Consider the following 21,947-nt stretch of genomic DNA (forward strand, 5'->3'; position numbering starts at 1 on the left):
GCGGGCGGCCGCCGGTCCTTCAGCGCTCGCCCGTCCCTGATACGTCCACGGCGCATGTCCCCGTTCATGACCGGCCTCCCGTCACCGTCTCCGAAGCCCCTGACCGGTCCGCGGCCGCGCGCCACAGGGCGGCGAGGCTGTCGCCGGGTGCCACCGCCAGCGCCGTCCAGCCGGTCTCCCGCAGCAGCCGCAGACGCTCGGCCACCGGGACCTGGCCGTCGGAGAACCGGATGCCGCCGGGGCCCTGTGTCCAGGCGTCGCCGTCCAGGACGAAGGCCACGGCCGCGCCGCTGCGCTGCCGTATCCGCCCGGCGACCGCCGCCTGCTCCTCGTCCAGATCGCCGAAGAAGGCGACCAGCAGTCCTTCGGTGCCGCCGCGCAGGGCGTCGTACGCCGCCGACAGGCCCGTCCGCTCGGAGTGCTCCACGACGGCGAGGGTGTCCAGCAGCAGTCCCGCGGTGTCGGCGGAGTCCGTGCCGCCCGTGAAGCCGCCGGTGCCGTCGGGGCCCGGTACCGAGCTGCCGGTGTCGGTCAGCAGCCGCACCGAGTAGCCGCGCTCCAGCAGATGCACCGCGGCGGAGGCGGCGCCCGCCACCGCCCACTCGAAGGGCGAGTCGGGGCCCGAGCCCGGATGGGCGGTCTCGCGGGTGTCGAGCAGGACCGTGCAACGCGCCTTCTGCGGCTGCTCCTCCCTGCGGACCATCAGCTCGCCGTGGCGCGCGGTGGAGCGCCAGTGGACGCGGCGGAGATCGTCGCCGTGCCGGTAGCCGCGCGGAATGACGTCGTCCTCCCCGGTCAGCGTCGGGGAGTGCTGCCGTCCGTCGCCGAACCCGGCGGCCTCGCCCGCCTGTGGCACCGCCGGCAGCGGTTCGACCCGCGGCACGACCGTCAGGATGTCGGCGGCGCTGAACGAGCGGGTCAGTTCACACATCCCGAACGGGTCCGACAGCCGCAGCTGCAGCGGCCCCAGCGGGTAGCGTCCCCGCAGGTCGGAGCGGACCCGGTAGGAGACCTCGCGGCGGCCGCCGGCCTCGACCCGGTCCAGGACGAAGCGCGGCCGGGGCCCGAGGACGTACGGCACCCGGTCCTGGATCATCAGCACGCCGGTCGGCAGCCGGGAGACGTTCTCCATCCGCAGCCGTACCCGGGACTCGGTGGCCGCGGGCACCCGGGCGGGGGCGAGCGTCCGGCTGCCCGCGACGCGGTAGCGGGTGCGGTGCAGGACCAGGACGCACACCAGCGGGAGGGCGGCGAGCAGCAGACCGACCCGCAGCAGATCCGCCTGGCCGAGGAGGTAGGAGCACACCGCGGCGGCCATCCCGGCCGCCAGGAACGACCTGCCCCGGGTGGTCAGCCCCCCGAGGGCCGCCCGCAGCCCGTCCCGCTCCGGAGCCCCCTCGCTCCCCCCGCCGGACATCACAGCCCCCGTACGCCGGGTGCCCGCCGTCCGGGCGTCCGCCACGGCTGTGCGGACGGGTCGGGGACCGGGACGCGCTGCAGGATCTCCAGCACGATCTGCTCGGCCGTCCGGCGGTTCAACTGGGCCTGGGCGGTGGGCAGCAGCCGGTGCGCGAGCACCGGCACCGCCAGCGCCTGGACGTCGTCCGGGAGGGTGTACTCCCGCCCCTGGAGCGCGGCCGCTGCCTTGGCGGCGCGCAGCAGATGCAGGGTCGCCCGCGGTGAGGCGCCGAGCCGCAGCTCGGGGTGGCTGCGGGTGGCCGACACCAGATCGACGGTGTACCGGCGCACCGTGTCGGCGGCATGGACCGTACGCACCGTGTCGATCAGCTTCACGATCTCGTGGGCGTGCGCGACCGGCTGGAGGTCGTCGAGCGGGGAGGCCCCGCCGTGCACGTCCAGCATCTCGAGCTCGGCCGCCGGGCTGGGGTAGCCGATCGACACCCGTGCCATGAAGCGGTCCCGCTGCGCCTCGGGGAGCGGGTACGTGCCCTCCATCTCCACCGGGTTCTGGGTGGCGACCACCATGAACGGCTCGGGCAGCTCGTAGGTGTGCCCGTCCATCGTGACCTGGCGCTCCTCCATGGACTCCAGGAGCGCCGACTGGGTCTTGGGCGAGGCGCGGTTGATCTCGTCGCCGATCACGATCTGGGAGAAGATCGCGCCGGGCTTGAACTCGAAGTCCCGCTGCTGCTGGTCGAAGATGCTGACGCCGGTGATGTCGGAGGGCAGCAGGTCGGGCGTGAACTGGATGCGGCGCACCGAGCAGTCGATGGAGCGGGCCAGTGCCTTGGCGAGCATGGTCTTGCCGACGCCGGGCACATCCTCGATGAGCAGATGTCCTTCGGCCAGCAGCACGGTCAGTGCGAGCCGTACGACCTCCGGCTTGCCCTCGATCACTTCCTCCACCGACCGGTGAACCCGCTCCGCGGTGGTGGTCAGATCTCCCCCTGCGCTCGGCATCGCTCGCGCGGGGGGACCCCCAAGGCTCGCTCGTTCGTCATACGCCGTCACTCGGCCCTCCTCGGCCCGTACTACGGGCCGATGCCCCCTTTGCGGACCCGGCCCACCCCGACAGCGCGCATCGCACCCGGCCGGGGCCGGGACGACGGCACCTACGCATTCTTGCTGTCCGCGCGGCTTCGCGTCATGACCTGTGGATAACTCACAAGGTTATCTCCCGGCGTTCCGGGCGAACCCGGCTTTCCGGGCCGGTGCGGAAAGCCGGGAGGGCCGGGGGCGGGGTCAGCGCTGCGGGTCGATCTCCCGCAGCAGGCCGGTCGTGACGTCGAAGACGAAGCCGCGGACGTCGTCGGTGTGCAGGAGGAAGGGGGAGGTGCGCACCCGCTGCATGGACTGCCGGACGTCCTGGTCGAGGTCCTTGAACGCCTCGACCGCCCAGGTGGGGCGCTGTCCGACCTCGGCGGCCAGGTCGTGGCGGAAGTCCTCGGTCAGGCTGAGCAGTCCGCACCCGGTGTGGTGGATGAGGACGACGGAGCGGGTGCCGAGGGCGCGCTGGCTGATCGTCAGGGACCGGATGATGTCGTCGGTGACCACTCCGCCGGCGTTGCGGATGGTGTGGCAGTCGCCGAGTTCGAGACCGAGGGCGGCGTGCAGATCGATCCGGGCGTCCATACAGGACACGACGGCGACCTTGCGGACGGGCCGGGCATCCATCCCGGGGTCACGGAAGTCGGCGGCGTAGCGCTTGTTGGCCTCGACGAGACTGTCGGTGACCGTGTCACCGGTACGGACGGCGGCGCCGTCGGCGGAGGGGGGCAGCGGCTGCGACGCAGGTATGGACATGGAATCACCGTAATCGGCGGCGTTCGATTCAGCCGCATGAGAGGTCGGGCATAGGGGTCATCATCACTCCTTGTGAGGTAATCCACAGGTCCGCACGTCTCGCCGCCGTCCGGGTGACAGGCCCGTGGGAAAGGCGGCGGGAAAGCCGTCGGGGGACGCGCGGAACCGGTTGATTGACCGGGGCAGCCGGTGGACTAAAGTGGCGCGAAGTGGGAGGCGTGACGCTCTCCTTGGATACCGGATTCCTCGCGTGCGCGCGTCGTACGTACGGCTCGGCCTCCTCCCGCTCCCTTGGTCATCCGACGTCACTTCCCCGTCGCCGGAGGGCCACTTCCCCTTCAGAGCGGGCGGGGACCAAGCGGTACGTGCGGCATCCCCCAGCCAGCGGCCGGGGCCCCACCTGCCGCCCAGCCCATCGGAAGGCACATGAGCGAGCGTAGCGAGCGAATCAGGAAGAGGTGCGCGCTCTGCCACGGCAGGCGGGCCGGGCACGGCGAGGCCGCCGCATGAGCGCCAACACCCGCCACGTCCCCGTCATGCTCCAGCGGTGTCTGGACCTGCTCGCCCCCGCGCTCGCCGAGCCCGGTGCGGTCGTCGTCGACTGCACCCTCGGCCTCGGAGGGCACAGCGAGGCGCTGCTGTCCACCTTCCCGGCGGCCCGGCTGATCGCCCTCGACCGCGACCCGTCGGCCCTGAAGCTGGCGGGCGAGCGGCTCGCCCCGTACGGCGACCGCGCCACCCTGGTACACGCCGTCTACGACGAGCTCCCCGAGGTCCTCGACCGGCTCGGGACCCCGCGCGTCCAGGGCGTGCTGTTCGACCTCGGCGTCTCGTCCATGCAGCTCGACGAGGCCGACCGCGGCTTCGCGTACGCGCAGGACGCCCCGCTGGACATGCGGATGGACCAGTCGGCCGGCATCAGCGCCGCCGATGTCCTCAACACCTACGCGCCCGGTGAGCTGGTCCGCATCCTGCGCTCCTACGGGGAGGAGAAGCAGGCCAAGCGGATCGTCGAGGCCGTCGTACGTGAGCGCGCCAGGGAGCCGTTCACCAACAGCGCGCGGCTGGTCGAACTGATCCGTGACGCGCTGCCGCAGGCCGCCAAGCGCACCGGCGGCAACCCCGCCAAGCGCACGTTCCAGGCGCTGCGCATCGAGGTCAACGGGGAGCTGACGAGCGTGGAGCGGGCCGTCCCGGCGGCCGTGAAGGCGCTCGCTGTGGGCGGCCGGATCGCCGTGCTCGCCTACCACTCGCTGGAGGACCGCCTGGTCAAGCAGGTCTTCGCGGCCGGCGCCGCCAACACGGCGCCGCCCGGCCTGCCGGTCGTCCCCGAGCGCTACCAGCCCCGGCTCAAGCTGCTCACCCGCGGCGCCGAACTCCCCACGGAGGAGGAGATCGCCGAGAACCGCCGCGCCGCCCCCGCCCGGCTGCGCGGCGCGGAGCGCATCCGCGAGAACGTCGAGGACACCGCATGAAAGCCCCGGGGCAGCGCGGCGGACAGAAACGTCTCGCCGCGCTGCTCCCGTCCGGCGCCGGCGGTCGCGGCACCGCGGCACGCACACCCTTCGTGCTGCTCATCGTCGTCCTCCTCGGCTCCGGGCTGATCACCCTGCTGCTGCTCAACTCGGCGCTCAACCAAGGCTCGTTCGAGCTGAGCAAGCTGGAGAAGCGGACCGAGGAGCTGACGGACGAGCAGCAGGCGCTGCAGCAGGACGTGGACGCCTACTCCGCCCCGGGCGCGCTGGAGCGGCGGGCCCGGAAGCTGGGGATGGTGCCCGGCGGCAGCCCGGCGTTCCTGCTCCCGGACGGCACGGTCCGCGGCAGAACGAGCGTGGCCGGCCCGGAGGGCGCGCCGCTGAGCAGCTCCGCCGGGCCGTCGCCCCTGGGCGGGCCCGGCCGCACCGCCCTGCCCCGCCCGGCGGAGCCGCCGGTCCCGGCGCTGTCCGGCGTGCTGGGCCCGGACAGCGCCCCGGGCGGCGCGGCGGAAGCGGCCGCTCCGGCTCCGCAGGCCTCCCCGGCGCCCCCGGCGCCCCTGACCTCGTCCGCCCCGCCCGCGCCCGGCACCGCGGCCGCCCCTTCCCCGACGACCTCCGGCAGGTGAACGCGGCATGACCGAGCCCAGGGACCCCCGCCGCGTGCCGCGTCCCGCCCAGCGCGGCGGCCGGGCCGGCAGCGGCACCGGCCGCCCGCCCGCCGCCCGGCGCCCCGCACCCCGTCCCGGCTCCCGGCCCGGTCAGCCCCGGCCCGCCGCCCGCCCCGTACGCCCCCGCCCCGGTTCCCCGGCGCTCCGGCTCGGCAGCCCGCGCCCGCGGCTGCGGCTGGTCGCCCTCGGGCTGACGCTGATCATGCTGATCTTCGTCGTACGGCTCTTCCAGGTGCAGGCCGTGGACGCCGCGGCGTTCGCCGCCAAGGCCAACGAGAACCGCTATGTCCCGGTCAAGCTGGCCGCCGAGCGCGGTGCGATCAAGGACCGCAACGGTGTGGACCTGGCGACCACCGTCGACGCGTACGACATCACCGCCGACCCCAGCCTGCTGGCGCCCAAGAAGACCAAGATCGACGACGCCCCGCAGCGGGCCGCCGCGCTGCTCGCGCCGATCCTCGGCCAGGACAGGGCCACCCTCGCCGAGAAGCTCGACCGGCCCGCGGCGCGCTACGCCCTGCTCGCCCGGCAGCAGAGCCCGCAGGTCTGGAAGAAGATCAGGGACCTGCGCAGGACCCTCGACGCCAAGGCGGCCGCCGCCCCCAGGAACGCGCCCCGGCCCGACGTCCTGGTCGGGATCTTCGCCGACAAGCACAGCAAGCGCCTCTACCCCAACAAGAACCTCGCCGCCGGTGTGCTCGGCTTCGTCAACGGCGACGGCCGGGGCGGCGGCGGCCTGGAGGCGCGCCTGGACAAGCAGCTGGCGGGCAAGGACGGCAAGCTCGTCTACGCCCAGTCCGGCGGCCGCCGGGTGCCCACCGCCGACACCCAGGAACACCCCGCCGTCCCCGGCAGCGACGTCGAGCTGACGCTGGACCGCGACATCCAGTGGGCGGCCCAGCAGGCCATCACCCAGCAGGTCGCCAAGTCCGGGGCGGACCGCGGCTACGTCGTCGTCCAGGACACCCGTACCGGCGAGATCCTGGCGCTCGCCAACGCGCCCGGCTTTGACCCCAACGAGGTGGCGAAGGCCGATCCGGAGGCGCTGGGCAACGCCGCGCTGACCGACGCGTTCGAGCCCGGGTCCACCAGCAAGGTGATGTCGATGGCCGCCGTCCTGGAGGAGGGCGCCGCCACCCCCGCCACCCGGGTCACCGTGCCCAACCGGCTGCACCGGGGCGACCGGCTCTTCGCCGACGACGTCGACCACGAGACCTGGCACCTGACGCTCAACGGCGTGCTCGCCAAGTCCAGCAACATCGGCACGATCCTCGCCACCGGCCAGCTCGGCCGGACCCAGCCCGAGGCGAACCGGGTCCTCTACTCCTACCTGCGCAAGTTCGGGATCGGCCGGCCGACCGGGCTCGGCTTCCCCGGGGAGACCGACGGCATCCTCGCCAAGCCGCAGAACTGGAACACCTCGCAGCAGTTCACCATCCCGTTCGGCCAGGGGCTGTCCCTCAACGCCATACAGGCCGCCTCCGTCTACTCCACGATCGCCAACGGCGGTGAGCGCATCGCGCCCTCCCTGGTCCGCGGCAGCACCGGCCCCGACGGGCACTACGCGCCGGCGCCCGCGCCCGCGAAGAACCGGGTGATCAGCAAGAAGACCGCGGCCACGCTCGCCACCATGCTCGAATCGGTGGTGGACGACGAGGAGGGCACCGGAGCGAAGGCGAAGATCGACGGCTATCGCGTCGGCGGCAAGACCGGCACGTCCAACCGGGTGGACCCCCGGACCGGCCGCTACCACGGCTACACCGCCTCGTTCGCCGGCTTCGCCCCCGCCGACAAACCCCGCATCACGGTCTACTGCGCCGTCCAGAACCCCACGACGGGCAGCTATTTCGGTGGCCAGGTCTGCGGCCCGATCTACCAGCAGGTCATGGCCTTCGCGCTGAAAACCCTCCAGGTCCCGCCGACCGGCGCCAAGCCCCCGCGGCTGCCGGTCACCTTCACGCCAGGCCAATGAAATCGAGGCAATTCCGCCGTGACGACCATCACCCCCGACGGCACCCCCGACGGCACCCCCGCTCCCGGAAACTGCGCCTCTCCAAGGCCCTCACTTCGCCCCGGGCCGGTGGTGCCCGGTACGCTCACCGCCGTGTCACACGCTGATCAGTCCCCGAAAGCCCAGCACGCCGAGAAGGGCGGGGCCGGAACCTACCCGGGAGCGCCGCGCCCTGAACGGGTCCGCCCCACCCCCCTGGCGGACCTCGCCGAGCAGCTGGGATGCCCGGCCCCCGAAGCCGGCCCCTCCGGAGCGGCCGGTGCCGCGCAGCCCGTGATGGTCACCGGCATCACCCATGACTCCCGGGCGGTCCGTCCCGGTGACGTCTACGCGGCGCTGCCCGGTGCCCGGCTGCACGGTGCCGACTTCGTCGCCCAGGCCGCCGATCTCGGCGCCGCCGCGGTGCTGACCGACCCGTCGGGCGCCGAGCGCGCCGCCGCGACCGGCCTGCCGGTCCTCGTGGCCGACAATCCGCGCGCGCGGATGGGCGCCCTGGCCGTCTCCATCTACGGAGCGCCGGGCGAGGACCTCCTCCAGATCGGCATCACCGGTACCTCCGGCAAGACCACCACCGCCTACCTCATCGAGGGCGGTCTGCGGGCCGCGGCCGCCAAGCGGCCCGACGGGGGACTGACCGGCCTGATCGGCACCGTCGAGACCCGTATCGGCGACGAGCGCATCAAGTCCGAGCGCACCACCCCCGAGGCCACCGACCTCCAGGCGCTGTTCGCGGTGATGCGCGAGCGCGGCGTCCGCGCGGTCGCCATGGAGGTCTCCAGCCACGCCCTGGTCCTCGGCCGGGTCGACGGCTGCGTCTTCGACGTCGCGATCTTCAACAACCTCAGCCCGGAGCACATGGAGTTCCACTCCGGGATGGAGGACTACTTCCAGGCCAAGGCCCAGCTCTTCACCAAGGCCCGCAGCCGGGCCGGCGTGGTCAACCTCGACGACGAGTACGGCAAGCGGCTGGCCGAGGGCGAGTCCGAGGTCCCGGTCACCACCTTCTCCGCCGAGGGCCACCCCGACGCCGACTGGCGGGCGTCCGACGTCGAGGTCGGCACGCTCGGCTCGACCTTCACCGTGCACGGCCCGGACGGCGTCACCGTGCGCGCCGCGTCCCCGATCGCCGGCCCGTTCAACGTCGCCAACGCGCTCGCCGCGATCGTCTCGCTGGTCGTCGCCGGTATCGACGCGCAGACCGCCGCCGACGGCGTCGCCGCGGTGCCCGGCGTCCCCGGCCGCCTGGAGCGCATCGACGCCGGCCAGTCCTACCTGGCGGTGGTCGACTACGCGCACAAGACCGACGCCGTCGAATCGGTTCTGCGCGCCCTGCGCAAGGTCACCGACGGCAAGCTGCACGCCGTCCTCGGCTGCGGCGGCGACCGTGACCCGCACAAGCGCGCCCCCATGGGTGCCGCGGTGGCCCGGCTCGCCGACACGGCCGTCCTGACCTCCGACAACCCGCGCGGCGAGGACCCGCTGTCGATCCTCGCCACCATGCTGGCGGGCGCCGCGGAGGTCCCCATCCACGAGCGCGGCACGGTGCTCGTCGAGGAGGAGCGCGCCGCCGCCATCGCCGCCGCCGTCGCCCGCGCCGAGCCGGGTGACACCGTGATCGTCGCGGGCAAGGGCCACGAGCAGGGCCAGGACATCGCCGGAGTGGTCCGCCCCTTCGACGACCGTCAGGTACTGCGCCATGCCATCGAGGACTCGTTGAAGTCACCTCAGTCACCGCAGTCGCAGCAGCCGAACCATCAGGGATGACACACCGCCATGCGCGCACAACCCCGTTACCGTCACCGCCCGCCCCGTGCCGGGGGTGACCTGTGATCTCCCTGTCGCTCGCCGAGGTCGCGAGCATCGTCGGAGGACAGCAGCACGACATACCGGACGACGGCCGCCGGGTGACCGGACCGGTCGTGGCGGACTCCCGCGCGGTGTGTCCGGGCGCCCTGTTCGTGGCGTTCGCCGGTGAACGCGTCGACGGCCACGACTTCGCGCCCGGCGCCGTCGAGGCCGGTGCGGTGGCCGTCCTGGCCGCCCGCCCGCTCGGCGTCCCCGCGATCGTCGTCGACGACGTGGTCGCCGCGCTGGGCGCGCTCGCCCGCGCCGTCGTCGCACGTCTGGGCACCACCGTGGTGGGCCTCACCGGCTCGGCCGGCAAGACCAGCACCAAGGACCTGATCGCCCAGCTGCTCCAGCGCCACGGCCCGACGGTCTGGCCCGAGGGGAACCTCAACAACGAGATCGGGCTGCCGCTGACCGCGCTGCGCGCCGAGGAGGACACCCGTCATCTCGTCCTGGAGATGGGCGCCCGCGGCGTCGGCCACATCCGCTACCTCGCCGGGCTGACCCCGCCGAGGATCGGGGTGGTGCTCAACGTCGGCAGCGCGCACATCGGCGAGTTCGGCGGCCGTGAGCAGATCGCCCTGGCCAAGGGCGAACTCGTCGAGGCGCTGCCCGCGGCCGAGGACGGCGGGGTCGCGGTGCTCAACGCCGACGACCCGTACGTCCGCGCCATGGTTCCGCGCACCCGTGCCCGCACGGTCCTGTTCGGCGAGTCCCCCGAGGCCGCCGTCCGTGCCGAGAATGTCCGGCTCACGGATCTTGGTCAGCCCGCTTTCACGCTTCGCACACCCTCCGGGTGCAGTGATGTGACCATGCGGCTGTACGGTGAGCACCACGTGTCGAACGCGCTCGCCGCGGCCGCCGTAGCCCATGAGTTGGGCATGCCCGTAGACGAGATCGCCGCTGCGCTCTCCGAAGCCGGCACGCTCTCCCGCTGGCGTATGGAGGTCACCGAGCGCGCGGACGGCGTGACGGTCGTCAACGACGCCTACAACGCGAACCCCGAGTCCATGCGAGCGGCGCTGCGAGCGCTGGTCGCGATGGGCGCAGCCCGTCAGGCGAAGGGCGGTCGTACGTGGGCGGTGCTCGGTGAGATGGCCGAGCTCGGTGAGGAGTCACTCGCCGAACACGACGCGGTCGGACGCCTGGTCGTCCGGCTCAACGTCAGCAAGCTCGTGGCGGTCGGCGGCAGGGAAGCGGCCTGGCTCGACATGGGCGCCAAGAACGAGGGTTCGTGGGGTGAGGAGTCGGTGCACGTGTCCGACGCGCGGGCGGCGGTCGACCTGTTGCGCAGCGAGCTGCAGCCAGGAGATGTCGTGCTGGTGAAGGCGTCCAGGTCGGTGGGGCTGGAGCGGGTCGCCGCAGCTTTGCTGGACGAGGGCATGCTGGGCGCCACGGGCGCTGAGGGCGGAGCCGCGTCCCGATGAACTCGATGAAGCAGATCCTCTTCTCCGGAATGATCGGGCTCTTCCTGACCCTGATCGGCACCCCGCTGCTGATCAAGCTGCTGGCCAAGAAGGGGTACGGGCAGTTCATCCGCGATGACGGCCCGCGGACCCACGGCAGCAAGAAGGGAACGCCCACCATGGGCGGTATCTCCTTCATTCTGGCCACGATCATCGCCTACGCCGTGACGAAGGTGATCACCTCGAGTGATCCGAGCTTCTCCGGTGTGCTGGTGCTCTTCCTCTTCGCGGGCATGGGCCTGGTCGGCTTCCTGGACGACTACATCAAGATCGTCAAGCAGCGTTCGCTGGGCCTGCGGGCCAAGGCGAAGATGGCCGGACAGCTGATCGTCGGTATCGCCTTCGCGGTGCTCTCGCTGCAGTTCGCCGACCTGCGCGGGCAGACGCCGGCCTCGGACCGGCTCTCCTTCACCCAGGACTTCGGCTGGCAGATCGGCCCGGTGATCTTCGTGATCTGGGCGCTGTTCATGATCCTGGCGATGTCCAACGGCGTGAACCTCACCGACGGCCTCGACGGCCTCGCCACCGGCGCCTCGGTGATGGTCTTCGGCGCGTACACCTTCATCGGCATCTGGCAGCACCAGGAGTCCTGCGCCACCCCGATCACCGCCGGGCCGGCCTGTTACGAGGTCCGTGATCCGCTCGACCTCGCGGTGGTGGCCTCCGCGCTGATGGGCGCCTGCTTCGGCTTCCTGTGGTGGAACACCTCGCCCGCCAAGATCTTCATGGGTGACACCGGTTCGCTGGCCCTGGGCGGCGCGCTGGCCGGTCTGGCCATCTGCTCCCGCACGGAGCTGCTGCTGGCCATCCTCGGCGGTCTGTTCGTCCTGATCACCATGTCCGTGGTGATCCAGGTCGGCTCGTTCCGGCTGACCGGAAAGCGGGTCTTCCGGATGGCGCCACTCCAGCACCACTTCGAACTCAAGGGGTGGTCGGAAGTCCTTGTGGTGGTCCGGTTCTGGATCATCCAGGGCATGTGCGTCATTGTGGGACTCGGCATCTTCTACGGCGGCTGGCAGGCAGCAAAGTGACCACCCAGGGTCCGACCGGCGTTCCCGCGGGGTTCTCCGGTCAGCACATCACCGTCGCCGGCCTGGGCGTGAGCGGCAGCAGTGCCGCCCGCGCGCTGGCCGGCCTCGGCGCCCGTGTCACCGTCGTCGACGGTGGTGACGGCGAGAAGCAGCGGGCGGCGGCCGCCGAGCTGGCGGAATGGGCAGCGGCGCACAGCGCCTCCGGCGAGGGTGGTGGCGGGCGACGGGCGGGAGTCACCATCCGCCTCGGCGACGGGGAGACCCTCCCCGAGGGCACCGACCTCGTCGTCACCTCGCCCGGCTGGAAGCCGGACAGTCCGCTGTTCGCGGCGGCCGCGGCGGCGGGCGTCGAGGTCGTCGGCGATGTGGAGATCGCCTGGCGGCTGCGGGAGACCGTGACCGGGCAGCCGGCCGCCTGGCTGGCGGTGACCGGCACCAACGGCAAGACCACGACCGTCCGGATGCTGGCCTCGATCCTGGAGGCCGAGGGTCTGCACACCCTGGCCGTCGGCAACATCGGCACCCCGATCATCGACGTCGTCCTGGGGCAGGGCCGGGACGGCGCGGCCCCGTACGACGTGCTCGCCGTGGAGCTCTCCAGCTACCAGCTGCACTGGGCGCCGTCCCTGCGCGCGCACTCCGCCGCGGTTCTCAACCTCGCCCCCGACCACCTCGACTGGCACGGCTCCATGGAGGCGTACGCCGCCGACAAGGGCCGGATCTACGAGGGCAACACCGTCGCCTGCGTCTACAACGCGGCCGACAAGGCGACCGAGGACCTGGTGCGCGAGGCCGACGTCGAGGAGGGCTGCCGGGCCATCGGCTTCACCCTCGGCACCCCCGGCCCCTCCCAACTCGGCGTCGTGGAGGGCCTCCTCGTCGACCGGGCCTTCGTGGAGAACCGTCAGCAGCAGGCCCAGGAGCTGGCCGAGGTCGCCGACATCGCGCCCGGCTCCGGCCCGCCCGCCCCGCACAACATCGCCAACGCCCTCGCGGCGGCGGCGCTGGCCCGTGCCTTCGGCGTCCGGCCCGCCGCCGTACGCGACGGACTGCGCGCCTTCCACCCGGACGCGCACCGCATCCAGCTCGTCGCGGAGCTGGAAGGCGTCACCTACGTCGACGACTCCAAGGCCACCAACACCCACGCCGCCGAGGCGTCGTTGGCGGCGTACGAGCACATCGTGTGGATCGCCGGGGGGCTCGCCAAGGGCGCGACCTTCGACGAGCTGGTGCAGAAGTCCGCGGCCCGGCTGCGCGGGGTGGTGCTGATCGGCGCCGATCGGGCGCTGATTCGGGAAGCCCTGGCGCGACACGCCCCCGAGGTCCCGGTGGTCGACCTCGACCGGACCGACACTGGGGCGATGCCCGAGGCGGTCCGGGAGGCGGCCCGTCTGGCCGAGCCCGGTGACACCGTTCTGCTGGCCCCGGCCTGTGCCTCGATGGACATGTTCGTCAACTACAACAAGCGGGGCGACGCCTTCGCCGCGGCGGTCGGTGAGCTGACCGCACGGGACCACTAGACCGTTTCTCCCCGCTGTCGCCGAGTGCCGGCGACGCGCGCACCTGTGGAGGGGACGAGGATGACGGCCCGATCGGCGAAGGCGGCCACCTCGCGCCCGGCGCGCCGCCCCTCCACGGTGCGCAAGCCACGCGGCGGGCGCACCCCGGGCGGCCCCCGGGGCCTCCACATCCGGCTCAAACGCGCCTGGGACCGCCCGCTGACCGCGTACTACCTGATCCTCGGCGGCAGCCTGCTGATCACCGTCCTGGGGCTGGTGATGGTCTACTCGGCGTCCCAGATCAAGGCGCTGCAGTCCGGTCTCGCCCCGACGTTCTTCTTCCGCAAGCAGCTGCTCGCCGCGGTCCTCGGCGGCGGGCTGCTGCTGGCCGCCTCCCGGATGACGGTACGGCTGCACCGCGGGCTGGCCTATCCGCTGCTCGCGGTCTCGGTGTTCCTGATGTGCCTGGTGCAGATCCCGGGGATAGGGGTCGCGGTCAACGGCAACCAGAACTGGATCAGCCTCGGCGGACCTTTCCAGATGCAACCGAGCGAGTTCGCCAAGCTCGCCCTGGTGCTGTGGGGCGCCGATCTGCTGGCCCGCAAACAGGACAAAAGGCTGCTGGTGCAGTGGAAGCACCTGCTGGTGCCGCTGATCCCGGTGGCGTTCCTGCTGCTCGGGCTGATCATGCTCGGCGGCGACATGGGGACCGCGATCATTCTCACGGCGATCCTCTTCGGGCTGCTGTGGCTGGCCGGGGCGCCGACCCGGCTGTTCGTGGGGGTGCTGGGCGCCGCCACCCTGATCGGGGCGCTGCTGATCAAGACCAGCGCCAACCGGATGTCCCGCCTGGCCTGCATCGGGGCGACCGATCCGGGGCCCGGGGACCAGTGCTGGCAGGCCGTGCACGGCATCTATGCTCTGGCCTCCGGCGGATTCTTCGGTTCCGGCCTCGGCGCCAGTATGGAAAAATGGGGTGAACTCCCTGAACCGCACACCGACTTCATCTTCGCCATCACCGGGGAGGAACTGGGGCTGGCGGGGACGCTGTCGGTGCTCGCCCTCTTCGCGGCTCTAGGCTATGCGGGTATCCGCGTGGCCGGACGCACGGAGGACCCCTTCGTACGGTACGCCGCGGGAGGCGTGACCACCTGGATCACGGCCCAGGCCGTGATCAACATCGGTGCGGTGCTCGGCCTGTTGCCGATCGCCGGTGTCCCGCTCCCGCTGTTCTCCTACGGAGGCTCCGCCCTGCTGCCGACGATGTTCGCCATCGGGCTGCTGATCGCCTTCGCGCGTGACGAGCCCGCTGCACGGGCGGCGTTGTCTGCCCGGTCGGCGCGGAAGCCGGCCTTGGGCAGGAAGCGGGCTGGGGTGAGATGGAAGACGATGAGACGGCGCGTCAAGAAGCGGCCGTCCGGAGAGCGGTGAATTTCGGTGCATGTCGTACTCGCCGGTGGGGGGACCGCCGGCCACATCGAGCCCGCGCTCGCCCTCGCGGACGCACTGCGGAGGCAGGACCCCACCGTGGGGATCACGGCACTCGGTACGGAAAAGGGCCTGGAGACCCGGCTCGTCCCCGAACGCGGCTATGAGCTGGGACTCATCCCGGCCGTGCCGCTGCCGCGCAAGCCCACCCCCGAGCTGATCACCGTCCCCGGGCGGCTGCGCGGCACGATCAAGGCCGCCGAGCAGATCCTGGAGCGCACGAAGGCGGACTGCGTGGTCGGCTTCGGCGGCTATGTGGCGCTGCCCGGCTACCTGGCCGCCAAGCGGCTCGGCGTGCCGATCATCGTCCACGAGGCCAACGCACGCCCCGGCCTCGCCAACAAGATCGGCTCGCGGTACGCCAAGTTCGTCGCCGTCAGCACCCCCGACAGCAAGCTGCGCGGGGCCCGCTACGTCGGCATCCCGCTGCGCCGCACCATCGCGACCCTGGACCGCGCCGCGGTCCGCCCCGAGGCGCGGGCGGCCTTCGGTCTCGATCCCAACCTCCCGACCCTGCTGGTGTCCGGTGGTTCCCAGGGGGCCCGTCGGCTGAACGAGGTCATCCAGGCCGCCGTTCCGGCCCTCCAGCGCGCCGGTATCCAGGTGCTGCACGCGGTCGGCCCGAAGAACGAACTGCCGCACGCGGACAACATGCCCGGGATGCCCCCCTATGTCCCGGTACCGTACGTGGACCGGATGGATCTCGCGTACGCCGCGGCCGACATGATGCTCTGCCGCGCGGGCGCGATGACCGTCGCCGAGTTGTCCGCCGTCGGGCTCCCGGCCGCCTTCGTCCCGCTGCCCATCGGCAACGGCGAGCAGCGGCTCAACGCCCAGCCGCTGGTCAACGCCGGCGGGGGCCTGCTGGTCGACGACGCCCAGCTGACCCCGGACTGGGTGCAGAACAGCGTGCTCCCGGTCCTGGCCGATCCGCACCGGCTGTACGAGATGTCGCGCGCGGCCTCCGAGTTCGGCCGCCGGGACGCCGACGAGCTGTTGGTCGGCATGGTCTACGAGGCGATTGCGCAGCACAACAAGTAGCGCACGAGAGAAGGCAGGGAGCGTGGCCGGACCGGCAACCGCCCGTCGAGGCGAGAAGAAGTCACCGTCCGGCCCGCCCTCCGCCGCGGCGCCCCCGCGGCGAAGATTCCGGTGGGAGCGCCTTCCACTTCGCGCGCCGAGCCGTCGTGGTCTGATCATCATCCTGGTCGCCGCGGTGCTGCTCGGCGCGTTCGGCGTCTGGGCCCTCTACGCCTCGAACTGGCTCCGGGTGGAACGCGTCCGCGCCACCGGCACCAAGGTGCTGACGCCGCATGACGTCATCGCCGCGGCGGACGCCCCGATGAACGCACCGCTGGTCTCGGTCGACACGGACGCGCTGGCCCGACGGCTCCGCGCCCGGCTGCCGCGCATCAAGACCGTGGACGTCGAGCGGTCCTGGCCGAACACAATCGGCCTGAAGGTGACCGAAAGGGTGCCGGAACTGCTGCTGCGAACGGGCGGAAGGTTTGTCGAAGTGGACGCCGGGGGCGTCCGGTTCGCCACCGTCCGCACGGCTCCCCGGGGTGTTCCGCTTCTGGAAATGTCCGTATCCGACTCCCCGAGTCTGCGCCGGTTCGGAACCGACCGGTTGCGGCGCGCCGCGGTCGAGGTCGCCCGGGATCTGCCCGCGGCCGTGCACAAGGACGTACGGAAGGTCCGCGTACGGTCCTACGACGCGATCACCCTCGAACTGGCCGGCGGCCGCACGGTCGCGTGGGGCAGCCGCGAACAGGGCGCCGAGAAGGCAAAGGTGCTGACCGCGCTGCTGAAAGCGGCGCACGAGGCCCGTCACTTCGACATCTCGGTGCCCAGCGCCCCTGCGGTGTCCGGGAGTTGACGTCCGGAGCCGCAGGCCAGCACCCTGGATGGCTACGACTATGGGTGATCACATAGGGTGAAAAGAAAAACGGGAGGTTCGGCGTGTTCGTTGAACGGGCGCGCCTTGTCGACTTAGTGTCTCGTTCCAAAGGGACTATGGAAGCAAGGAACACAGGCACAGGTAACCCTAAACTTCAACGTTAGGGTTCGGGTCGGCGATACGAACCGTCCCATCGGCATCAGTCGGCGTCCACACGCACGTGCGGCGACGACACGTAACTCGAGGCGAGAGGCCTTCGACGTGGCAGCACCGCAGAACTACCTCGCAGTCATCAAGGTCGTCGGCATCGGCGGCGGTGGCGTGAACGCCATCAACCGGATGATCGAGGTCGGGCTCAAGGGCGTCGAGTTCATCGCGATCAACACCGATGCGCAGGCGCTGCTGATGAGCGACGCCGACGTCAAGCTCGACGTCGGCCGCGAAATGACCCGCGGACTCGGCGCCGGCGCCAACCCGGATGTGGGTCGCAAGGCGGCCGAGGACCACCGTGAGGAGATCGAGGAGGTCCTCAAGGGGGCCGACATGGTCTTCGTGACCGCGGGTGAGGGCGGCGGGACCGGCACCGGCGGCGCCCCCGTCGTCGCCAACATCGCCCGCTCACTGGGCGCCCTGACGATCGGTGTGGTCACCCGGCCGTTCACCTTCGAGGGCCGCCGTCGCGCCAACCAGGCCGAGGACGGCATCGCGCAGCTGCGCGAAGAGGTCGACACCCTCATCGTGATCCCCAACGACCGACTGCTGTCCATCTCGGACCGCCAGGTGAGCGTGCTCGACGCGTTCAAGTCCGCGGACCAGGTACTGCTGTCGGGTGTCCAGGGCATCACCGACCTGATCACCACCCCGGGCCTGATCAACCTCGACTTCGCCGACGTCAAGTCCGTGATGTCGGAGGCCGGCTCGGCCCTCATGGGCATCGGCTCGGCGCGCGGCGACGACCGCGCGGTGGCCGCCGCGGAGATGGCGATCTCCTCGCCGCTCCTGGAGGCGTCCATCGACGGCGCCCGCGGGGTGCTGCTGTCCATCTCGGGCGGTTCCGACCTCGGTCTCTTCGAGATCAACGAGGCCGCCCAGCTGGTCAGCGAGGCGGCACACCCGGAAGCCAACATCATCTTCGGTGCGGTCATCGACGACGCGCTGGGCGACGAGGTCCGGGTCACGGTCATCGCCGCGGGATTCGACGGCGGCCAGCCGCCGGCCCGCCGGGATGCGCAGTCCTCCGCGCTGTCCGCCCCGAAGCGCGAGGAGCCCGCGGCCGCCCCGGCCCCGAGCCGTCCGGCCACTCCGCCCGAGCCGCGTTCGTCGTCCTTCGGCGGACTGGGTTCGGTGCCGGTACGGGACGAGGAGCCGGCGCCCGCCGAGTCCTCCTCCTCGCTGGGCGAGACCCCGTCGACCCCGTCGAGCACTCCCCAGGTTCCCCCGGCCCGTCCGTACTCGGACTCGGCGGCCGAGGAACTGGACGTCCCCGACTTCCTGAAGTGACCGAAGCACTGAAGTGATAGGGCAACAGCACCACGAGAGCGGCGCGCACTTCGCCTTCACCGACAGGTGGGGCGGGGTGAGCGCCGCTCCGTACGATCAGCTCAACCTGGGCGGCGCGGTCGGCGACGACCCGCACGCCGTACACGCCAACCGGGCCCGCGCCGCCGTGGCACTCGGCCTCGACCCGGCCGCGGTGGTCTGGATGAACCAGGTCCACGGCCGGGACGTCGCCGTGGTCGACGGTCCGTGGCAGGGCGACGTCCCGGCCGTGGACGCGGTGGTGACGGAGCGCCGGGGTCTGGCGCTCGCGGTCCTGACCGCCGACTGCACCCCGGTCCTGCTCGCCGACCCGGTCGCCGGGGTCGCGGGGGCCGCGCACGCGGGCCGGCCCGGCCTGGTCGCCGGGGTCGTCCCGGCGGTGGTCGAGGCCATGGTGAAGCGGGGCGCGGAACCGGCCCGGATCATCGCGTGCACCGGACCGGCGATCTGCGGGCGCTGTTACGAGGTGCCCGAGGCGATGCGTTCCGAGGTCGCCGCGGTGGTGCCCGAGGCCCGTGCGACGACGAGCTGGGGCACTCCCGCGGTGGACGTCACGGCGGGGGTCCGGGCCCAACTCGCCGCGGAGGGCGTGCCGGTGCGTGAAGATTCCCACATCTGCACCCGCGAATCCGCGGACCATTTCTCTTATCGGCGCGACCGTACGACCGGGCGGCTCGCGAGCTATGTGTGGCTCGGGGACGACACCCCCGGCCCGGGGCCGGGGGAGGCCACGTCGTGACGGAGGACCGGAGGACGCAACTGGCGGAGAACCTGGCCCGGGTGGAGGAACGTATCTCCGCCGCCTGCGCCCAGGCCGGCCGGCCGCGGGACGAGGTGACCCTGATCGTGGTCACCAAGACGTATCCCGCGAGTGATGTCCGGCTGCTCGCGGAGCTGGGGGTGCGGCAGGTCGCGGAGAACCGCGACCAGGAGGCCGCGGTCAAGGCCGCGGATTGCGCTGATTTGCCCCTTACTTGGCACTTCGTTGGTCAACTCCAGACCAACAAGGTCCGGTCGGTGGCTGGTTATGCCGGAATTGTTCAGTCGGTCGACCGGGCCCGCCTCGTCACCGCGCTCTCCAAGGAGGCGGTACGCGCCGGGCGCGAACTGGGGTGCCTGATCCAGGTGGCACTTGACGCGGAGTCGGGTGTGCGGGGTGAGCGCGGAGGTGTGGCACCGGACGGTGTCCCGGCGCTCGCCGAGGTGATCGCCGGGGCCCAAGGTCTGCGCGTGGACGGCGTGATGACCGTGGCGCCGCTGGCCGGACCCTATGCGGGGCGTGAACTCGCCGCTTTCGGACGGCTCATGGAAATCTCATCCGACCTGCGCACCGACCATCCTGCTGCCACCATGGTGTCCGCAGGCATGAGCGCGGACCTCGAGGACGCAGTGGCGGCCGGAGCGACACATGTGCGCGTCGGCACTGCGGTACTCGGAGTCCGACCACGGCTCCGGTAACGTCGCCAAGCAAGTCGGACCACAGCACAAAATATGGTCATTCCCGTAAAAAACGGGGCAGGCCGAGTGGATTCAGGGCCCCTGGTGACGGAGCCGATCCACCACAGAGCGGAGGACGCAGAGAATGGCCGGCGCGATGCGCAAGATGGCGGTCTACCTCGGCCTCGTGGAGGACGATGGGTACGACGGCCGGGGGTTCGACCCCGATGACGAGTTCGAGCCCGAGCTTGACCCGGAGCCCGACCGGGGACGGCGTCAACAGCACCCGGTGCAGGCCGAAATCCCCCCGGAACGGGAGGAACCCGTCCGTGCCGTGACGCCTCCGGCGCAACGTGAACCGGCCCCGCTTGCCGCGGAAAACGGACGACCCGCGCGAATCGCCCCCGTGGCATCCATCACACCCGACCGTCCGAATCTGGAGAAGAACGCACCGGTGATCATGCCCAAGGTTGTGTCCGAGCGGGAGCCCTACCGCATCACCACACTCCACCCCCGGACCTACAACGAAGCCCGTACCATCGGGGAACACTTCCGTGAGGGCACTCCGGTGATCATGAATCTGACGGAGATGGACGACACCGACGCGAAGCGACTTGTCGACTTTGCGGCCGGTTTGGTGTTTGGTCTTCACGGCAGCATCGAGCGGGTGACGCAGAAGGTGTTCCTGTTGTCGCCTGCTAACGTCGATGTCACGGCGGAGGACAAGGCCCGTATCGCAGAGGGCGGGTTCTTCAACCAGAGCTGAGACGCAACACCGGGCACACCGAGGCCGTGAGGCCAACACAGGAGCAAGGCAAGGGGAGAGGGACCGCGCGAGATGAGTGTCTTTGGTCAGGTGATCTACATCGCGCTGTACTGCTTCCTGATCGTGTTGATCTTCCGGCTGGTGATGGACTATGTCTTCCAGTTCGCCCGTTCATGGCAACCCGGCAAGGCGATGGTGGTCGTTCTTGAGGCCGCTTACACTGTCACTGATCCGCCACTCAAGCTTCTGCGGCGGGTCATCCCGCCGCTGCGTCTCGGGGGCGTGGCGCTCGACCTGTCCTTCTTCGTATTGATGATCATCGTTTTCATCCTGATCACCGTCGTGAGGTCGGTGTTGTTGGTGTGAACGATACGGTCTTGCCGATTGCCGACGACTACGTTGAGGTGAAGTAGAGATGCCGTTGACCCCCGAGGACGTGCGGAACAAGCAGTTCACGACCGTCCGCCTCCGAGAAGGCTATGACGAGGACGAGGTCGATGCCTTCCTCGATGAGGTCGAAGCCGAACTGACCCGGCTCCTGCGGGAGAACGAGGACCTTCGCGCCAAGCTTGCCGCTGCCACCCGCGCCGCCGCGCAGAACCAGCAGCAGCAGGGCCTGCGCAAGGGACCGGACCAGCAGCAGCAGGAGCAGCAGCAGCGTCCGGGGGCTCCGGTGCCCGCCGCCATATCCGGTCCGCAGCCGGTGCCGCCGCAGCAGCAGCAGGGGATGGGTGGACCTCCCCAACTGCCCGGTGGAGCACCTCAGCTGCCTCCTGGTCCCGGTGGTCACGGCCCGCAGGGTCACGGCCCCGGTCCGATGGGCCCCGGTGGCCCCATGGGCGGCCCGATGGGCGGCCCCGGCGGACCGCAGCTGCCCGGCCCCGGTGGCCAGCAGGGCGGCCCGGGTGGTGACAGCGCGGCGCGCGTGCTGTCGCTGGCACAGCAGACCGCCGACCAGGCGATCGCGGAGGCCCGTTCCGAGGCCAACAAGATCGTCGGCGAGGCCCGCAGCCGTGCCGAGGGCCTGGAGCGGGACGCCCGCGCCAAGGCCGACGCGCTGGAGCGGGACGCGCAGGAGAAGCACCGCGTGGCGATGGGCTCGCTGGAGTCGGCCCGCGCGACGCTGGAGCGCAAGGTCGAGGACCTGCGCGGCTTCGAGCGCGAGTACCGCACGCGGCTGAAGTCCTACCTGGAGAGCCAGCTGCGTCAGCTGGAGAACCAGGCGGACGACTCGCTGGCTCCGCCGCGCACCCCGGCGGCTGCCCCCTCGCTGCCGCCGTCGCCCTCGATGGCGTCGGCCGGTGCGGGCACCATGGGCGGCAACCACACCATGGGTGGCGGTCAGTCGATGGGTGGCGGCAACCACTCCATGGCCGGTCCGTCCAGCAACGGTCCGTCCTACGGCGGTCAGCAGCAGATGTCGCCGGCGATGACCCAGCCGATGGCTCCGGTGCGTCCGCAGAGCCCGCAGCCGATGCAGCAGACGCCGTCGCCGATGCGCGGCTTCCTGATCGACGAGGACGACAACTGACGTCCGCGTAGCGCGCACAGTCGG

At 71.5% G+C, this 21,947-nt stretch carries 19 protein-coding genes; 16 read left to right on the forward strand and 3 right to left on the reverse strand.

Annotated elements, in window-relative coordinates:
- Positions 1–64: 64 nt before the first annotated feature.
- The 3 genes from ACWC9R_RS25790 to ACWC9R_RS25800 all read right to left on the reverse strand — a co-directional run bounded on the left by ACWC9R_RS25790 (position 65) and on the right by ACWC9R_RS25800 (position 3,264).
- Positions 65–1,417, reverse strand: a complete 1,353-nt coding sequence (locus tag ACWC9R_RS25790) for a DUF58 domain-containing protein (RefSeq protein ID WP_450734923.1) — start codon at positions 1,415–1,417, stop codon at positions 65–67.
- Entirely contained in the window at positions 1,417–2,472 is a 1,056-nt protein-coding gene (locus ACWC9R_RS25795; protein WP_450734924.1) for an AAA family ATPase, read from the reverse strand. The genes ACWC9R_RS25790 and ACWC9R_RS25795 overlap by 1 nt, the downstream gene beginning before the upstream one ends.
- 231 nt (positions 2,473–2,703) lie before the next feature.
- Entirely contained in the window at positions 2,704–3,264 is a 561-nt protein-coding gene (locus tag ACWC9R_RS25800; RefSeq protein WP_450734926.1) for a beta-class carbonic anhydrase, read from the reverse strand.
- Positions 3,265–3,770: 506 nt separating this feature from the next.
- On the opposite strand from ACWC9R_RS25800, the gene rsmH reads away from it, so the two are divergent.
- From rsmH to ACWC9R_RS25880, 16 genes are all read left to right on the forward strand, one after another.
- Positions 3,771–4,739: a 16S rRNA (cytosine(1402)-N(4))-methyltransferase RsmH gene (gene rsmH / locus ACWC9R_RS25805; protein WP_393364614.1), complete on the forward strand. Its 969-nt coding sequence runs from the start codon at positions 3,771–3,773 to the stop codon at positions 4,737–4,739.
- Positions 4,736–5,365, forward strand: a complete 630-nt coding sequence (locus tag ACWC9R_RS25810) for a septum formation initiator family protein (RefSeq protein WP_450734928.1) — start codon at positions 4,736–4,738, stop codon at positions 5,363–5,365. The genes rsmH and ACWC9R_RS25810 overlap by 4 nt, the downstream gene beginning before the upstream one ends.
- Positions 5,366–5,372: 7 nt before the next feature.
- A complete protein-coding gene (locus ACWC9R_RS25815; protein ID WP_450734930.1) occupies positions 5,373–7,379 on the forward strand; it encodes a peptidoglycan D,D-transpeptidase FtsI family protein in 2,007 nt (668 codons plus the stop codon).
- Between the two features lie 18 nt (positions 7,380–7,397).
- The gene (locus ACWC9R_RS25820) at positions 7,398–9,182 is read left to right on the forward strand and encodes a UDP-N-acetylmuramoyl-L-alanyl-D-glutamate--2,6-diaminopimelate ligase (protein ID WP_450734932.1); all 1,785 of its coding nucleotides are present in this window, start codon (positions 7,398–7,400) and stop codon (positions 9,180–9,182) included.
- A gap of 62 nt (positions 9,183–9,244) precedes the next feature.
- Positions 9,245–10,693, forward strand: a complete 1,449-nt coding sequence (locus ACWC9R_RS25825) for a UDP-N-acetylmuramoyl-tripeptide--D-alanyl-D-alanine ligase (RefSeq protein ID WP_450734934.1) — start codon at positions 9,245–9,247, stop codon at positions 10,691–10,693.
- A 5-nt stretch (positions 10,694–10,698) separates the two neighbouring features.
- On the forward strand, positions 10,699–11,763 hold the full coding sequence (gene mraY, locus ACWC9R_RS25830) for a phospho-N-acetylmuramoyl-pentapeptide-transferase (protein WP_129298830.1): 1,065 nt from the start codon (positions 10,699–10,701) through the stop codon (positions 11,761–11,763).
- Positions 11,760–13,283, forward strand: a complete 1,524-nt coding sequence (gene murD / locus ACWC9R_RS25835) for a UDP-N-acetylmuramoyl-L-alanine--D-glutamate ligase (protein ID WP_450734936.1) — start codon at positions 11,760–11,762, stop codon at positions 13,281–13,283. The genes mraY and murD overlap by 4 nt, the downstream gene beginning before the upstream one ends.
- A gap of 60 nt (positions 13,284–13,343) precedes the next feature.
- Positions 13,344–14,693 (forward strand): putative lipid II flippase FtsW, encoded by a 1,350-nt coding sequence (ftsW, locus tag ACWC9R_RS25840; RefSeq protein ID WP_450734938.1) that lies wholly within the window; start codon positions 13,344–13,346, stop codon positions 14,691–14,693.
- Positions 14,694–14,699: 6 nt separating this feature from the next.
- Entirely contained in the window at positions 14,700–15,791 is a 1,092-nt protein-coding gene (gene murG, locus ACWC9R_RS25845; RefSeq protein ID WP_190146619.1) for an undecaprenyldiphospho-muramoylpentapeptide beta-N-acetylglucosaminyltransferase, read from the forward strand.
- 22 nt (positions 15,792–15,813) lie between these two features.
- On the forward strand, positions 15,814–16,629 hold the full coding sequence (locus ACWC9R_RS25850; RefSeq protein ID WP_450734940.1) for a cell division protein FtsQ/DivIB: 816 nt from the start codon (positions 15,814–15,816) through the stop codon (positions 16,627–16,629).
- Between the two features lie 282 nt (positions 16,630–16,911).
- The gene (gene ftsZ, locus ACWC9R_RS25855) at positions 16,912–18,150 is read left to right on the forward strand and encodes a cell division protein FtsZ (protein ID WP_362601560.1); all 1,239 of its coding nucleotides are present in this window, start codon (positions 16,912–16,914) and stop codon (positions 18,148–18,150) included.
- 13 nt (positions 18,151–18,163) lie between these two features.
- Positions 18,164–18,928: a peptidoglycan editing factor PgeF gene (pgeF, locus tag ACWC9R_RS25860; protein ID WP_450734943.1), complete on the forward strand. Its 765-nt coding sequence runs from the start codon at positions 18,164–18,166 to the stop codon at positions 18,926–18,928.
- Positions 18,925–19,647 carry a YggS family pyridoxal phosphate-dependent enzyme gene (locus ACWC9R_RS25865; protein WP_450734945.1) on the forward strand — a complete coding sequence of 241 codons (723 nt, stop codon included), beginning with the start codon at positions 18,925–18,927 and terminating at the stop codon, positions 19,645–19,647. Before pgeF ends, ACWC9R_RS25865 begins: the two co-directional genes overlap by 4 nt.
- 124 nt (positions 19,648–19,771) lie before the next feature.
- Positions 19,772–20,392 (forward strand): cell division protein SepF, encoded by a 621-nt coding sequence (locus tag ACWC9R_RS25870; protein ID WP_042162053.1) that lies wholly within the window; start codon positions 19,772–19,774, stop codon positions 20,390–20,392.
- Between the two features lie 72 nt (positions 20,393–20,464).
- Complete coding sequence (locus ACWC9R_RS25875) at positions 20,465–20,758, forward strand: YggT family protein (RefSeq protein WP_450734947.1); 294 nt, start codon at positions 20,465–20,467, stop codon at positions 20,756–20,758.
- Positions 20,759–20,807: 49 nt separating this feature from the next.
- Positions 20,808–21,923 carry a DivIVA domain-containing protein gene (locus tag ACWC9R_RS25880; protein ID WP_450734948.1) on the forward strand — a complete coding sequence of 372 codons (1,116 nt, stop codon included), beginning with the start codon at positions 20,808–20,810 and terminating at the stop codon, positions 21,921–21,923.
- Positions 21,924–21,947 lie beyond the last annotated feature (24 nt).

The sequence above is a fragment of the Streptomyces sp. NPDC001219 genome (assembly GCF_053597915.1).

Excerpts from the sequence above, each read along its gene's own strand:
- ACWC9R_RS25790 (WP_450734923.1), bottom strand. The coding sequence starts at position 1,417 with ATGTCCGGCGGGGGGAGCGAGGGGGCTCCGGAGCGGGACGGGCTGCGG.
- ACWC9R_RS25800 (WP_450734926.1), bottom strand. The coding sequence starts at position 3,264 with ATGTCCATACCTGCGTCGCAGCCGCTGCCCCCCTCCGCCGACGGCGCC.
- rsmH (WP_393364614.1), top strand. The coding sequence starts at position 3,771 with ATGAGCGCCAACACCCGCCACGTCCCCGTCATGCTCCAGCGGTGTCTG.
- ACWC9R_RS25810 (WP_450734928.1), top strand. The coding sequence starts at position 4,736 with ATGAAAGCCCCGGGGCAGCGCGGCGGACAGAAACGTCTCGCCGCGCTG.
- ACWC9R_RS25815 (WP_450734930.1), top strand. The coding sequence starts at position 5,373 with ATGACCGAGCCCAGGGACCCCCGCCGCGTGCCGCGTCCCGCCCAGCGC.
- mraY (WP_129298830.1), top strand. The coding sequence starts at position 10,699 with ATGAAGCAGATCCTCTTCTCCGGAATGATCGGGCTCTTCCTGACCCTG.
- ftsW (WP_450734938.1), top strand. The coding sequence starts at position 13,344 with ATGACGGCCCGATCGGCGAAGGCGGCCACCTCGCGCCCGGCGCGCCGC.
- ACWC9R_RS25870 (WP_042162053.1), top strand. The coding sequence starts at position 19,772 with ATGGCCGGCGCGATGCGCAAGATGGCGGTCTACCTCGGCCTCGTGGAG.
- ACWC9R_RS25875 (WP_450734947.1), top strand. The coding sequence starts at position 20,465 with ATGAGTGTCTTTGGTCAGGTGATCTACATCGCGCTGTACTGCTTCCTG.
- ACWC9R_RS25880 (WP_450734948.1), top strand. The coding sequence starts at position 20,808 with ATGCCGTTGACCCCCGAGGACGTGCGGAACAAGCAGTTCACGACCGTC.